This is a genomic window from Anaeromicropila herbilytica, from assembly GCF_016591975.1.
Lineage (GTDB): Bacteria > Bacillota > Clostridia > Lachnospirales > Lachnospiraceae > Anaeromicropila > Anaeromicropila herbilytica.
The window spans coordinates 3,997,940-4,012,706 of sequence record NZ_AP024169.1 but is presented as its reverse complement, the minus strand read 5'-3'; the positions used below and the strand labels follow the sequence as shown (position 1 = coordinate 4,012,706).

Below are 14,767 nucleotides of genomic sequence, written 5' to 3'. Positions count from 1 at the left end.
AGGATAGGTGGGTTTATGTCATTAAAAAAAGATAAAGTTGATAAAGATACAAATCTAAAAGATCTAAAACCAGAGCTACAAATGAAGTATGAGATTGCCAAAGAACTTGGTTTATTTGATAGAGTACTTGAAAATGGATGGAAAAACTTGTCTGCCAAAGAAACAGGCCGAATTGGTGGGCTTATGACAAAAAGAAAAAAAGAGATGAAAGAAGCTGAAAATAAAGCAGCTGAAAGTAAAGCAGTGGGATTGGAGACGAACAGAGATAAAATAAGTTAAATGAGAGAAACATAGATATAAGGATAAAGTAGTTAGTCAGACGATTAGTTCTGTTGGCTAACTACTTTACTAAAATTTATCTATAAAATCTAAATTCATGATAAGAAACAATAAAATCTTTATAAATTAGCCAAATATAGTTGACAATTAATTGGCAGAAGTTATAATTGTAAAAGAAATGTAAACTTACATAGTTTCTCTTGGGAGAATATGATGAACGGAATGATGAATAAGATGAATAAGAGAGTATTATTTATTTATAATCCACATGCGGGAAAAGGAAATATCAAATCTAAATTATCAGATATATTAGAGATTTTCTCAAATGCAGATTATGAAATAACAGTTCAACCTACCAAATATAAAAGACATGCAAAAGAGTTGGTAAGTGAAAAAGGAACAGAATATGATTTGATTGTATGCTCAGGCGGAGATGGAACATTAAATGAAGTAACGGATGGATTAATGTTATTAGAGAATCGTCCTCATGTTGGTTACATACCAACTGGAACAACGAATGATTTTGCCTCAGGATTAAATATATCAAAGAATATGATAAAAGCAGCACATACTACAGTAGAAGGAGAAGATTTTCCTTATGATATCGGTTCGTTAAACGATGATTTTTTTACTTATAGTGCAGCTTTTGGTGCTTTTACAGATGTATCATACGGAACTCCACAGGCTACAAAGAATGTACTTGGACGACTTGCGTATATTCTAGAAGGAGTAAAACGAATACCAAGTATAAAATCATACCATTTGGTAGTTGAACATGATGGAGAAACCATTGAAGATGATTTCATTTTCGGTATGATTACTAATTCAACTTCAATTGGAGGATTCAAAGGATTAAGCGGTAAAAAAGTTATTCTAGATGATGGTTTATTTGAAGTCGCATTGATTAAAATGCCTCAGAATCCACTTGATTTACAACTTATTATATCATCATTGGTATTAAGAGATCCAAATGCGAAATATATCTATTCCTTCCACTCGAATGAAATTAAAATTACCTCAAAAGAAGATCTACCATGGGCATTAGATGGAGAGTTTGGTGGAGAATTTAAGGAAATGACAATTAGGAATCACAAGCAAGCAGTTACTTTTCGAAGAGATAAGAAAGTGCCTACGATTAAATAGTATAAAATAAAAAGTAATAAAAAAAATAAAAAAAGTGGTAAGGAGTTACTCCCTAACCACTTCTTTTTATTATAAAAAACAAATATCTAGTCTAATTGTATTTCACATTTATTGATTTGAATGAAAAGTCTTCATTGCATCTTTCATATTACTTAACTGTAGTTTATTTACTCCTAGAAAGCTTTTAATTGCCACACAGATTCCGCCAAGAAGAATGGAAGTATCTTGAAGAGCAGAAGGGACAATTTGATCAAATGTATTCATCCTGCTAGTTAGGCTAGCTTCAATCTTCGTGATAAGATTAGGAAAATAGATAGTGAACAAGCTATTGATAATAATAATATCTGGATTGTATGCATTTAAGATATTATTGACACAAACAGTCATATATTTTACAAACTTATGAATGATATTAATTGCATCACGGTCGCCCGTCTGGTACATGGATGAAAAATAGTCGAATTCTACTTTATCAAGTCCTTTTAAATCAGCAAATTCTTGTAGTAATACTCTTTCAGATGCATATTGTTCAAGACATCCATGATTACCGCATGGACATAATCTACCATCTATCTCAATAATGGTATGACCGAATTCACCAGCATGGCCACTAAAACCATTGTAAAGTTCATTATCAACCATAAGTCCAAGACCTACACCAGAGTGAACACTGATATTAACGATATTAGGATAATCATACATAAAAGTCTTTTCACCAATTACAGATAAGTTTGCTTCATTTTCCACAAAGACAGGAACTTTAAAATAGTTCGATAACTCAGTGGTTAAATCAATGGAGGTTAAATCATAATATGGTGTAAAGATAATCTTATTATTGGATGTAACACCATGAATTCCTAATGTAATACCAACAAGCCCATATGGAGTGTTCTTAGTATCTTCTAATAAGGATTCAACCAATTTAATAATAACTGGAACAAATTCTTCATGATATTTTGGTGTTTTAACTTGCTTTAATCTACAACTTTCGCCTTGCAAGTCTGATATCAGTGCTGATAAAGTATCAACTGCTAAGTCAATACAGATAGCATAACCTGCATTTTGATTAAAACTCAATAATATCGGTTTACGACCAAGACTGGTATCATCACTACCAATTTCCATTACTAGATTTTTATTAATTAATTCCTGAACAATTGCAGAAATAGTTGCTTTAGTAAGTCCTAAGTTCTTAGAAATAGTTGCTCTTGAAATAGGATTTGAATTTATAATAGACTCTAATACTAGATTACTATTAATATCTCGAATCAGTTCTTTACTTCCTGTAATCATTATTATACCCGTACCTTTCTGGTTATATAATATATCTAGCGCGCTATTGGGTAGATATACGGTTAATGCGATATGTAATTATAAGTCAATTTATTAATAAATTAGTTAATATAAATATTTTATCGATACAATTTATTATTTATTTTTACTATTTATAACATTTGTTTTATTATAATACTAATTCAGCTTTTTCTATATTACCATATTATTTCGTTGAATTAAAGTAAGAAAATGTCATACTTTTCATGTGTTTTTTGTGAATTATACTGAATTTAGGAAAGAGTTGCAGAATACGGAATGTTAAAGTTGCTTTTATTTTAGAAACACTTGACAATTGCTAGTTAAATTGATATATTAAAAATATCATTATAATTAGTTTAATGAACGAACTAAATAGGAGGATATATTCATGGCATATTTTGAAGGTATTGATAAAATCAATTACGAAGGACCAGAAAGCAAGAACCCATTAGCTTTTAAATACTACAACCCAGAAGAAGTAGTAATGGGTAAAACAATGAAAGAACAATGTAGATTCGCTATGTCATATTGGCATACATTAACTTATATGGGTGGAGATCCATTTGGTGTTGGCACTATGTTCAGACCATGGGATAACCAAGCTACAGCAATGGATATTGCAAAGGAAAGAGTACATGTTGCTTTCGAATTCATGGAAAAGATGCAGATTCCATTCTTCTGTTTCCATGACAGAGATATTGCTCCAGAAGGTAAAGACCTTGCTGAAACATTTGCTAACTTAGATGAAATCGTTGTTGTGATTAAAGAAGAAATGAAGAGAACAGGAATTAAATGTCTTTGGGGAACAACTAATGCATTTGGTAATCCACGTTTTGTTCATGGTGCAGGTACTTCATGTAACGCAACAGTATTTGCTTACGCTGCAGCTCAAATCAAAAAAGCAATGGAAATTACAAAAGATCTAGGCGGAGAAAACTACGTATTCTGGGGTGGTAGAGAAGGATATGAAACTTTACTTAACACAGATACTGGTTTAGAACTAGATAATCTTGCTAGATTAATGAGAATGGCTGTTGAATATGCAAAAGAAATCGGATTCACAGGACAATTCTTAATCGAGCCAAAACCAAAGGAACCAACAAAACATCAATATGATTTTGATACAGCTACTGTATTAGCATTCTTAAGAAAATATGATTTACAAGATTACTTCAAGATGAACATTGAAGCAAACCATGCTACTTTAGCTCAACATACATTCCAACATGAATTAAATCAATGCCGTATCAATGGTGTTCTTGGTAGTGTTGATGCCAACCAAGGTGATCCAATGTTAGGATGGGATACAGATCAATTCCCAACAAACGTATATGATACTACATTAGCAATGTATGAAATCCTACTTGCTGGTGGATTAACAAAAGGTGGATTAAACTTTGACTCTAAAGTAAGACGTGGATCATTTGAAGAAAGTGATTTATTCTATTCTTACATAGCTGGTATGGATACATTTGCAAGAGGTCTTAAAGTAGCAGCAAAATTAATCGAAGATAAAGTATTCATTAACTTTATTGAAAATAGATATGCAAGTTACAAAGAAGGTATTGGTAAAGATATCGTTGAAGGTAAAGTAGGATTCAAAGAATTAGAAGCTTATGCACTTAATAACGGTATTACTCCAAATGTATCAGGAAGACAAGAACTTCTTGAATCAATTTTAAATCAATACATTATGGAAACTAAATAATTGATTACTATGATTTTATAGTAATGTAGAAGTGTGGCTGTGCTTAAAATCGAGTACTATAGTGTAATCTTTTTTAGGTACGCCACATTTTTACTTTTAATGTTGTGTAAAAATTCAAAAAGAGAGGGAGAAAAGTATGTTATATATTGGCGTAGATTTAGGTACTTCCGCTGTAAAATTATTATTAATGGATGAAAATGGTGATATTAAAAATATCGTATCAAGAGAATACCCATTACATTTCCCAAAGCCAGGTTGGTCAGAACAGAATCCAGAAGATTGGTACAATGGATTTATGGATGGAACAAAGGAATTAATTAAAGATTGTGATAAATCACAAATTGATGGAATTAGCTTTAGTGGACAGATGCATGGTCTTGTTATCTTGGATGAGAAGGATCAAGTAATCCGACCAGCAATTCTATGGAATGATGGTAGAACACAAGCGGAATGTGATTATTTAAATAAAGAGATTGGAAGAGAGAAGATCTCTAGTTATACAGCAAATATGGCTTTCCCAGGATTCACTGCTCCTAAGTTATTATGGCTTAAGAAACATGAACCAGAGAACTTTGCAAAGATAAAGAAGATCATGCTTCCAAAAGATTATATTGCTTATTGCCTATCCAAAGTACATTGTACAGACGTATCCGATGCTTCTGGTATGCTTTTATTTGACGTTGAGAACAAATGTTGGTCAAAAGAGATGCTAGAACTTTGTGACTTAAAAGAAGAACAATTAGCAAAGATATATGAAAGCTACGAAGTAGTTGGAACAGTAACCGAAGAAATCGCGAAAGAATTAGAAATTCCAACCACAACTAAAGTAATTGCAGGTGGTGGAGATAATGCAGTAGCAGCAGTTGGTACTGGTACAGTTGGAAATGGAATGTGTAGCATATCTCTTGGAACATCTGGAACTGTATTTATTGTAAATGATAATTTTGCTGTAGATGATCAAAATGCGCTTCATTCCTTTGCTCATGCAGATGGTAAATATCATTTTATGGGTGTAATGTTATCCGCTGCTTCTTGTAACAAATGGTGGATGGATGAGATTATTAAGACAAAAGAATATGGTAATGAACAAGCTGGCATCACAGAGCTTGGACAAAATAATGTATACTTCTTACCATATCTAATGGGTGAGAGAACACCTCATAACAACCCTAATGCTAGAGGAGCCTTTGTTGGAATGAACATGGGAACAACAAGAGAAGATATGACTCAAGCAGTATTAGAAGGCGTTGCTTTCGCAATTCGTGATTCTTTTGAGATTACCAAATCACTTGGAGTAAATGTTGAAAGAATACGTATCGCAGGTGGTGGAGCTAAGAGCCCACTATGGTGCAAGATTATGGCTAATGTACTTAATGTAAAAGTAGATAAGACAAACAGTGAAGAAGGCCCTGCTTTCGGTGCTGCTATCTTAGCTGCAGTTGGTTGTGGTAAATATTCTAATGTAGAAGAAGCTACTAAGAAATTAATTAGTATCGTAGAAACGACTGAACAAGATGCAGAATTAGTGGAAAAATATAATGTAAAATATAATGTATTTAAAGAAATTTATCCCGCATTAAAAGATGTATACGAAAAAATGGTGTAATAAATAAAGAAAATAGCCTTCTAGGTTGCAACCCTAGAAGGCTATTTTCATTGATTAGTTATAACTACGCAGTCACTATTGGTTATATAATTGGCTCACATTTAACTAATTGAAAGAAATTAAATTCGCTAATGAATCTCCCCTTTATCAAAAAATTATTTCACATTGTTTTCAATCATATAACGAGGTAAGTTGGTTACGAATCTTTACATATGTAAGCAAGTTAGATTTCTCTGATAAATAGCGTTCGAAGCTATTTCATAGTATGAAATGTAGTAAAGATGCTTAATATCAACTCCTTTTTGAATTATAATCTATATATATGTAACAAATTTACAAATGTTACAGCCAAATTACGAATATATTATTTTAATATATATTATTTATTGTTTATATTCTTCTTTTAGCATGTCCATGAAGACATCGTCATGAAATTCCCCATTTAAGTAATAGGCCTTTCTTCTACGTCCAATTTCTTTAAATCCAACTTTTTTATAACAAGAGATGGCTCTTTCATTAAAGGAGAAGACTTTTAACATGATATTATTGAGGTTCAGATAATGGAATCCGTAATCAAGGAGCAAGTCAAGTACTTCTGTTCCATATCCTTTGTTTCGATTCTCCTCTTCACCTATAAATAAACCTACTTCAGCACATTGTCTTAAGTGATCAATAGAATTGATTCCACAATTACCAAGTAGTTTATCATCTTCTAAACGTACAATAGCAAATTGATAGTTGCCTGCATTATCAAGAATCCACTTCTTCTCACTTTCAAGATCCGCAACACGGAAAGATGAACCAATACCATCTGTCACGCTAAAATCATTTAGCCATTTTACGTAAGTTGCTGCGTCTTCTACATTCATTGGAGATAAATAAATATGTTCGCCTACCAGTTTTTTGAAATACTTCATATAGAAACACTCCTTTTCATGTGTGATACCTAGTTTAATTCATAGGTAACAATAACAAATTATTAAGTAACCAATATATACCAAATAATGTTGGAATATTTCAACTACGATACCATATAAATAGACCAATGACAAGATAAAAAGCTAACATTTGACTTATTATTAAAAAATTGCTAATATCTTATTAGCCAAGAAGAAATCTATGAATTTTATGAACAAAATCAAAAAAATAAGATAGAGGATAATGGAAACACTATCTAATAAAGTAAGTTTAGAGACAAGGAGATAATATGCAAGCATATACAGGATTTGCGCAGGTGTATGATACCTTTATGGATAATATACCTTATGATAAATGGAGTGAGTATTTAATTCAGTTACTAAGTAAATACGAAGTGTCAGAAGGATTGGTCTTAGATTTAGGATGTGGAACAGGTAGTATCACAGAGAGACTCTTTAAAAAGGGATATGACATGATAGGAATAGATAATTCCGAAGAGATGTTAGCAATAGCGCTAGAGAAGCTAAGTGAAAGCTTATCCGAAGAGGAACTTGAAGAAGGTAGAAGGAATATCTTATATCTATTACAGGATATGAGAGAGTTCGAATTGTATGGAACAGTAAAAGCAGTGGTAAGTATATGCGATAGTATGAACTATATTTTATCCGAAGAAGATTTAATAAAGGTATTTGGTTTGGTAAATAATTATCTTGATACCAATGGTGTATTTATCTTTGATATGAATACAGAATATAAGTATGAGAAGATTCTTGCAGATAACACAATTGCTGAGAATCGAGAAGATACAAGCTTTATCTGGGATAATTATTATGATGTCGAGGAAAAGTTAAATGAGTATGATTTGACAATCTATGTGAAAGAAGAGGAAGACCTCTTTCGAAGATTCGATGAGACACATTATCAGAGAGCATATTCTCTAGATACGATAAAAAGGCTAATTGAAGAAGCTGGAATGGAATTCGTAACAGCTTACGATGCATTTACGAATGAGGAACCAAAAGAGACAAGCGAGAGAATCTATATTGTGGCGAGAGAGAAAAGACAAGAGAAGAAGTATTATACGGATGAGCAGTAACGCAAAACAATTTTGAGATAATGTGGGTTGTAAAATTACACCATACACGATTGAAATAAAATTTTGCCTATTACCAATGAATGATTTTAGATGAAAAAGGAGAATAACATGTCAGATTATATAGTAAGAGCAACTGCTGCCAATCACCAAATTCGTGCATTCGCAGCAACAACAAAAGAATTAGTAGAAGAAGCAAGACAAGCTCATAATACAAGCCCAATTGCAACTGCTGCATTAGGTAGATTATTAACAGCAGGAAGTATGATGGGAAGTATGATGAAGGGCGAAGATGAACTTCTTACACTACAGATCAAGTGTAGTGGACCAATTGAGGGATTAACTGTCACAGCAGACGCAAAAGCAAATGTAAAGGGTTATGTCTTCAACCCAGACGTTATGCTTCCACCAAGTGATAAAGGAAAACTTGATGTAGGTAAAGCATTAGATCTTGGAGTATTAAGTGTTATCAAAGATATGGGATTAAAAGAGCCATATGTAGGACAAACACATCTAGTATCTGGAGAGATTGCAGAAGATTTAACTTATTACTTCGCAACAAGTGAACAAGTGCCTTCATCCGTAGCACTTGGTGTACTGATGAATAAAGATAATACAGTAAAACAAGCTGGTGGTTTTATTATTCAATTAATGCCATTTGCAGAGGAAGAGGTAATCAGTAAGTTAGAAAAGAAGATAGGTGAGATTACATCAATTACAAGCTTACTAGATAATGATTATACACCTGAGATGATTCTAGAGCATGTTCTTGGTGAATTTGGCGTTGAGATTATGGATACAATGCCAACACAGTTCTATTGTAATTGTTCTAAGGAACGCGTGGAGAAAGCAATTGTGAGTATAGGTAAGAAGGATATTCAGGAGATGATTGATGATGGTGAGCCTATTGAGGTAAATTGTCATTTCTGTAATAAGCATTATATGTTCTCCGTGGAGGAATTGAAGGGGATTATTAAGAGGAGTAAGTAAGAAAGTAGAATAAAATCAACCTATAGAACGAACTAGAATAATTGAAGTTTGTTTTATAGGTTGATTTTTTATTATCTAAAAACATTGCTAATTTAGTGAACAATTAATACTGTTTTTCTTTGCGCTGATGATTAATTAGTCCTAGAATACTACAAAAATCCATTTTTGACATATGCTAGACAAAAAATTGACATAATCCAGGACTAATTTAGCAAGTGTTCAGATAAATAAATGGAAAATTTCTCTGATAAACAATAGTATATTCCAGGGAGGGAAAAGTAAATGAAGCGTAAATTATTAAAAAGCATTGCATCAAGTATGGCAATAGCACTTGTTGTGACAACAGCAGTCCCATCAATGACTGCATCTGCAGCAACAGCAATTCAAAGAAACATAACGAATGATAATATTACTTTAGAAAGAACATATGGATATAAAGTAAATGCTAAAAAAGCACACTCGAGTAAGAAAAAGGTAAGTGCCAAAGCAATTACGATCAATAATCCAGCTACAGAAGTTGGAGTTGGTAAATCAGTATATGATTTTAATACAACTATAACGACTAAATCGGGTAAAAAATGTACAGATAAAGTCTATTTTTTTATTGACAACAATAACAATACCGCTGGTGCAACTGTGAATTCCAAAGGAGTTGTTTCAACTAAGAAAGCAGGTTCTTTTACAATTACAGCTAAAACTGCTAAAAACAATGCTTATAAAAAGGCTGGAAGATTTACTGCGGTATCACAAGATTTAACTGTAAATGTACCTTTAAAGATCTCGAATGTGAAATTGAATAAATCCAATACGTTTACAGTTGAATTCAATTCCCCAATAGACTCTACAGTAACCAAAGATGATATTATTATATACAACGCATCAACCCAAGGAAGAGAATATGTTAAGGGGGTAATACTATCTGCTGATAGAACGTCCTTGCTTATTGAAAGCTACACCAATCTTACACCTGGCCAGACTTATAATATCAATGTAAGAGTGGGAGGCAATATGCTAACAGGTACATTGAGTTATTCCCAAGGCAGTGTTGCAAGAATCAATGCTAATGATCAGACTGTGAAAGCAGGTACTGCTTCACCTATTGCTTATACTGTATATGATCAAAATGGAATGGATATAACAGGGGATACGTTTGTAACATTTGAATCTACGGTTCCTGTTGTGAATAATAAAATCACATTATCAGCTGGAGCAATGGCATATGTAACAATTGTGTATACAAATGTTGCAACAGGTACTCAAGTAAGATCCAATAGAATTAGTGTGACTGGCAGCAGTTCCATTATTAATAGTATTGATAATTATACCATTGCAGCTACTGGATCTAAGGTCTCATTTACGTCACCTGTAAATACAATCTCATTAAATGAGAGAAATAAATCATTATATGTACAAATCAACGATAAATTCCAAGGTCAATCGACTGGAGCGAATGGTAAAAATGTTACTTTTGAAGCCTTAGATTCGAACATTGTTATTGTAGACTCTCGTTCTGGAGTAATTACCCCAGTAGCTGTGGGAACTGGTTATGTTAAGATTATCGCTGGTTCTATTACAAAAGTAGTTCCTATTATAGTTACCGCTTCTTCGCTTGCAGCTACAATACAGGTTCCTACAACTGTAACAGGTTCATTAACTGGTGGAATGAATAATCCTACAGCATACGTATCGATTGTTGATCAATACGGTAAGCCTATGGATGGTCAAACAATTACTTTAACTAGATATACCGGTTCATCTGTTTCAAATACAAGTTTATCAGGGGTTACTGCAAATGGAGGTTATACATTTGCGTTTACACCAGTAGCAGCTGGTACGACTGTATATCAAGTAAAGTCGGGAAATTTAGCACCAAAATACATCACAGTAACGGTAGTTGCAGCAGACAACGTAGAAAAAACGTACTCCATTATTGGTATCAAGAATCTGGATATTGCACATAGATATGATAATACCATATCTACACCACATGTGGCACAGGTATCTCTTTATACTTTGAATGCATCAGGTTATAAAGTACAGAATGTTACCTCAAAAGCAGTATTTAAAATAACAACTCCAAATGGCAATGTTTCATCGATGACGGGTAATGCTATTAATCTTGATACATCTGGTAATATCATAGCAGAAACAGTGGGTACTTATACAATTATTGCTTATATCAATAATGTTGAAGTTGCTAGAGGAACTTTTGGTGTTACAGATTCAGCAGCAGCTCCTAATGCTACATTAAATTCGAACAGAATTACAAACGGTGTTGTATCAAAAGCAACCATAGAGTCATGTTTATCGCTACCTACAGGATATAGCTTAGCAGATGTTAAATTCATCTCTAGTAATACATCTGAAATAGCGTCAAGAATGAACTTTGATGGAAGTTCATTTAGTGTATCGCATGTAACTGCTACTTTATACAATGTCTCGATAAAGATTACTAATGGAACAAGAACTTACACATTAAATAATATTGGAAATATAGTTGTAACGGAATAATAAATTGTGAAGTAAATATAGTGAAAAACAAAAAATCTATAAGGTTGCCCAAGGGTACTCTTATAGATTTTTTTAACACAAGTAGCTATTTAGTACAATGTATATGTGGAAATAATGCGAATATTGTGAAATCACAATAATGATAAAATATTGCATATTGTTTAAAAATATAATTTATAATATGTTGGAAACAAATGTGCTAAATGTATTTATTTTTATTATAATTTTATCATTGAAATAATTGCTCCAAAGTGTATCTCATAATCCAAATCTATATAAGATAACACATTGTCTAATCAAATAATTCAACATAAAATACTAATATAGTTTTATGAATTAACTAAACTGTAATACATAAAAGCAAAAGAAAAAATGAAGTTATAAAAAGAAAAAGTAAACATATAAAGGAGACTATCAATGAATTACGGTTATTTTGATGAAAAGAACAAAGAATATGTTATTACTAAACCTAATACTCCAGCTCCATGGGCAAACTATTTAGGTTCACCAGCATATGGTGCAATCATTTCTAATAACGCTGGTGGATACAGCTTTGTTAAGAGCGGTGCAAACGGAAGAATATCTCGTTACATATTTAACCAAGAAGATAAACCAGGTAGATACATCTACTTAAGAGATGATGAAGCAAATGATTACTGGTCAGCATCATGGCAACCAGTTGGTAAAGATTTAAGCGTTTACAAAAATGAATGTCATCATGGTACAGCTTATACAAATATCAAAGCTGAATATGCTGGAATCAAATCAGAAGCTTTATACTATGTACCACTTGATAGAACTTACGAAGTATGGAGACTTAAAGTAACCAATACTACTGATAGAGTAAGAAAAATCTCTACTTTTGGTTTCATTGAATTTACAAACGACAGTAATTATGAAAACGATCAAGTAAACTTACAATATACACTATTCATCACAAAGACAGATTTCAAGAAGAATAAGATTCTTCAATCCATCAATCCAAACATGTGGAAAGATGAAACAGGAACCAATCATAAAGAAAGATTCTTTGGTTTAGTTGGTGCAGATGTTACATCCTACAATGGTGATAAAGAGGCCTTCATTGGTAACTACCATAGCTATGGTAACCCAATCGCTGTTGAAAAAGGTATGTGTGATAACACTCTTAACTACAATACAAATGGATGTGGAGCACTTCACTCAGCACTTACACTTCAACCAGGAGAAACAAAAGAAATCGCTTACGTACTAGGACAATATGATGATGTAGAATCATCTAAGATCTTAGATAGCTATAAAGATTTATCAGTTGTTGATAAAGAATTAGAAGAATTAAAAGCTTACTGGCATGGAAAATTATCTCATTTACAAGTTAACACACCAAGTGAAGCTTTCAATGCAATGATCAATACATGGAATGCTTATCAATGTTTCATGACATTTATCTGGTCAAGAGCAGCTTCATTCATCTACTGTGGTCTTCGTAACGGATATGGATACCGTGATACAGTACAAGATATTCAAGGTATCATTCACTTAGATCCAGAGATGGCAGTTGAAAAGATTCGTTTCATGTTATCAGCTCAAGTTGATAATGGTGGCGGACTTCCACTTGTTAAATTTGATCACAATGCAGGTCATGAAGATACTCCAGATGATGCTTCTTATGTTCAAGCAACTGGACATCCAGCATACCGTGCAGATGATGCTTTATGGTTATTCCCAACTGTTCTTAAATATATTGCAGAATCAGGAAATAAAGAATTTATTGATGAAGTAATTGTTTATGCAAATGGTGGAGAAGGTTCTGTATATGATCACTTAAAGAGAGCGATCAACTTCTCAATGGAAAGATTAGGAGATCACAACATGCCAGCTGGTCTTCATGCAGATTGGAATGACTGCTTAAGACTTGGTAAAAAAGGTGAATCTTCATTCGTAGCACTTCAATTATACTATGCAATGACAGTTCTTCGTGGATTCGCAGAAGACAAGAACGATACTGAATACGTTGCATACCTAGATAGAGTACAAAAAGAATTATATGATACCATTCAAAAATGTTGTTGGGAAGATGATAGATTCATCCGTGGATACAAAGAAGATGGTCAAGTAATCGGTTCTAAGAAAGATCCAGAAGCTAATATGTGGTTAAATCCTCAATCATGGGCAGTTATCTCTGGTCTTGCAACCAAAGATCAAGCAGAAGCAGCATTAGAATCTGTTCATAGAGAATTGAATACTCCTTATGGTGTAAGATTAATGGCTCCTTCTTATGTAGATCATGCTTTTGACGGTGCACTTGCATTATTATTTAACCCATCTACAAAAGAAAATGGTGGTATCTTCTCACAACCTCAAGGATGGATTATCTTAGCAGAATCACTAATGGGTCATGGTAATCGTGCATTCGAATACTTTACAGAAAGCTCACCAGCTTCTCAAAATGATGATGCTGATACAAGAAAATTAGAGCCATACTGCCATGGACAATTTACAGAAGCTACAGGAAGTCCATTCGAAGGAAGATCTCATGTACATTGGTTAACTGGTACTGCATCAACTGTAATGGTTGGATGTGTAGAAGGTATCCTAGGTATGAGACCTGATCTTAACGGTTTATTAGTTGCTCCATCTGTTCCAAGTGATTGGAAAGAATTCGAGATCTCTAAAGTATTTAGAGGAAAACAACTTAACATTAAAGTAGAAAATAAATCAGGCGCTGAAAGCGGATATAAAGAATTCTACTTAAATGGAGAAAAATTAGAAAAGAATTACATCCCAGCAGATAAGATGAAAGATGTAAATGAAGTATTACTTGTAATGTAATTAAGTATATTTAATTTAAAATATACGAGAAAATATATACTACAACATAATAAAAGCCAGGTACAAAGCATAGAGAGATATTAACATGAGTATTGTGTTAATATCTCTTTTTTATGTGGTTTTCTGACATGGGCGAACTCTTATGGATGAAGGTCATTAACACGCTTATGTAATGTGAAGTTTCCATCTTACTTGATTGCCTTCTAGATGAGGGTAAACTTAGTTATTTACAGATTGATGAATTAGACTACAAAAAGAATCAAAAGTAAATATTACCAAGAAAACATTTCGAAAATTTACGAAAAAATATATAGAAATCACGTGGTTTTTGTTGTAAAATATAAAGTAATAGTATGAAGAATGGATTCAACAATGATTACACAGATCTTTAAAT

General features: G+C 32.8%; 10 protein-coding genes. 8 read left to right on the top strand and 2 right to left on the bottom strand.

Annotation, left to right across the window (positions count from 1 at the left end):
• Positions 1-15: 15 nt before the first annotated feature.
• Both bsdtb5_RS17285 and bsdtb5_RS17280 read left to right on the top strand, forming a co-directional pair.
• Positions 16-279 (top strand): small, acid-soluble spore protein, alpha/beta type, encoded by a 264-nt coding sequence (locus bsdtb5_RS17285; RefSeq protein ID WP_271713219.1) that lies wholly within the window; start codon positions 16-18, stop codon positions 277-279.
• 213 nt (positions 280-492) lie between these two features.
• Positions 493-1,422, top strand: a complete 930-nt coding sequence (locus bsdtb5_RS17280) for a diacylglycerol/lipid kinase family protein (RefSeq protein ID WP_271713218.1) — start codon at positions 493-495, stop codon at positions 1,420-1,422.
• A gap of 108 nt (positions 1,423-1,530) precedes the next feature.
• On the opposite strand, the gene bsdtb5_RS17275 is transcribed toward bsdtb5_RS17280, so the two are convergent.
• A complete protein-coding gene (locus bsdtb5_RS17275; protein WP_271713217.1) occupies positions 1,531-2,715 on the bottom strand; it encodes an ROK family transcriptional regulator in 1,185 nt (394 codons plus the stop codon).
• 409 nt (positions 2,716-3,124) lie between these two features.
• Here bsdtb5_RS17275 and xylA point away from each other — a divergent pair, with 409 nt between their 5' ends.
• Both xylA and xylB read left to right on the top strand, forming a co-directional pair.
• Positions 3,125-4,444: a xylose isomerase gene (xylA, locus tag bsdtb5_RS17270; RefSeq protein ID WP_271713216.1), complete on the top strand. Its 1,320-nt coding sequence runs from the start codon at positions 3,125-3,127 to the stop codon at positions 4,442-4,444.
• Positions 4,445-4,580: 136 nt separating this feature from the next.
• Complete coding sequence (gene xylB / locus bsdtb5_RS17265; protein ID WP_271713215.1) at positions 4,581-6,050, top strand: xylulokinase; 1,470 nt, start codon at positions 4,581-4,583, stop codon at positions 6,048-6,050.
• 383 nt (positions 6,051-6,433) lie between these two features.
• On the opposite strand, the gene bsdtb5_RS17260 is transcribed toward xylB, so the two are convergent.
• Entirely contained in the window at positions 6,434-6,967 is a 534-nt protein-coding gene (locus tag bsdtb5_RS17260) for a GNAT family N-acetyltransferase (protein WP_271713214.1), read from the bottom strand.
• A 290-nt stretch (positions 6,968-7,257) separates the two neighbouring features.
• Between bsdtb5_RS17260 and bsdtb5_RS17255 the strand changes: the two genes are divergently transcribed.
• The 4 genes from bsdtb5_RS17255 (at position 7,258) to bsdtb5_RS17240 (ending at position 14,373) form a co-directional block, all read left to right on the top strand.
• Positions 7,258-8,064 (top strand): class I SAM-dependent DNA methyltransferase, encoded by an 807-nt coding sequence (locus bsdtb5_RS17255; protein WP_271713213.1) that lies wholly within the window; start codon positions 7,258-7,260, stop codon positions 8,062-8,064.
• Positions 8,065-8,172: 108 nt separating this feature from the next.
• Complete coding sequence (gene hslO / locus bsdtb5_RS17250; protein WP_271713212.1) at positions 8,173-9,051, top strand: Hsp33 family molecular chaperone HslO; 879 nt, start codon at positions 8,173-8,175, stop codon at positions 9,049-9,051.
• A 282-nt stretch (positions 9,052-9,333) separates the two neighbouring features.
• Positions 9,334-11,562, top strand: coding sequence for a hypothetical protein (locus bsdtb5_RS17245; RefSeq protein WP_271713211.1), 2,229 nt, complete (start codon positions 9,334-9,336; stop codon positions 11,560-11,562).
• 417 nt (positions 11,563-11,979) lie between these two features.
• The gene (locus tag bsdtb5_RS17240; protein WP_271713210.1) at positions 11,980-14,373 is read left to right on the top strand and encodes a GH36-type glycosyl hydrolase domain-containing protein; all 2,394 of its coding nucleotides are present in this window, start codon (positions 11,980-11,982) and stop codon (positions 14,371-14,373) included.
• The last annotated feature ends 394 nt before the right edge of the window (positions 14,374-14,767 follow it).

Bases quoted from the DNA above. Each gene is read 5' to 3' on its own strand.
- bsdtb5_RS17240 (WP_271713210.1), top strand. From the start codon at position 11,980: ATGAATTACGGTTATTTTGATGAAAAGAACAAAGAATATGTTATTACT.
- hslO (WP_271713212.1), top strand. From the start codon at position 8,173: ATGTCAGATTATATAGTAAGAGCAACTGCTGCCAATCACCAAATTCGT.
- bsdtb5_RS17245 (WP_271713211.1), top strand. From the start codon at position 9,334: ATGAAGCGTAAATTATTAAAAAGCATTGCATCAAGTATGGCAATAGCA.
- xylA (WP_271713216.1), top strand. From the start codon at position 3,125: ATGGCATATTTTGAAGGTATTGATAAAATCAATTACGAAGGACCAGAA.
- bsdtb5_RS17275 (WP_271713217.1), bottom strand. From the start codon at position 2,715: ATGATTACAGGAAGTAAAGAACTGATTCGAGATATTAATAGTAATCTA.
- bsdtb5_RS17260 (WP_271713214.1), bottom strand. From the start codon at position 6,967: ATGAAGTATTTCAAAAAACTGGTAGGCGAACATATTTATTTATCTCCA.
- bsdtb5_RS17285 (WP_271713219.1), top strand. From the start codon at position 16: ATGTCATTAAAAAAAGATAAAGTTGATAAAGATACAAATCTAAAAGAT.
- bsdtb5_RS17255 (WP_271713213.1), top strand. From the start codon at position 7,258: ATGCAAGCATATACAGGATTTGCGCAGGTGTATGATACCTTTATGGAT.
- xylB (WP_271713215.1), top strand. From the start codon at position 4,581: ATGTTATATATTGGCGTAGATTTAGGTACTTCCGCTGTAAAATTATTA.
- bsdtb5_RS17280 (WP_271713218.1), top strand. From the start codon at position 493: ATGAACGGAATGATGAATAAGATGAATAAGAGAGTATTATTTATTTAT.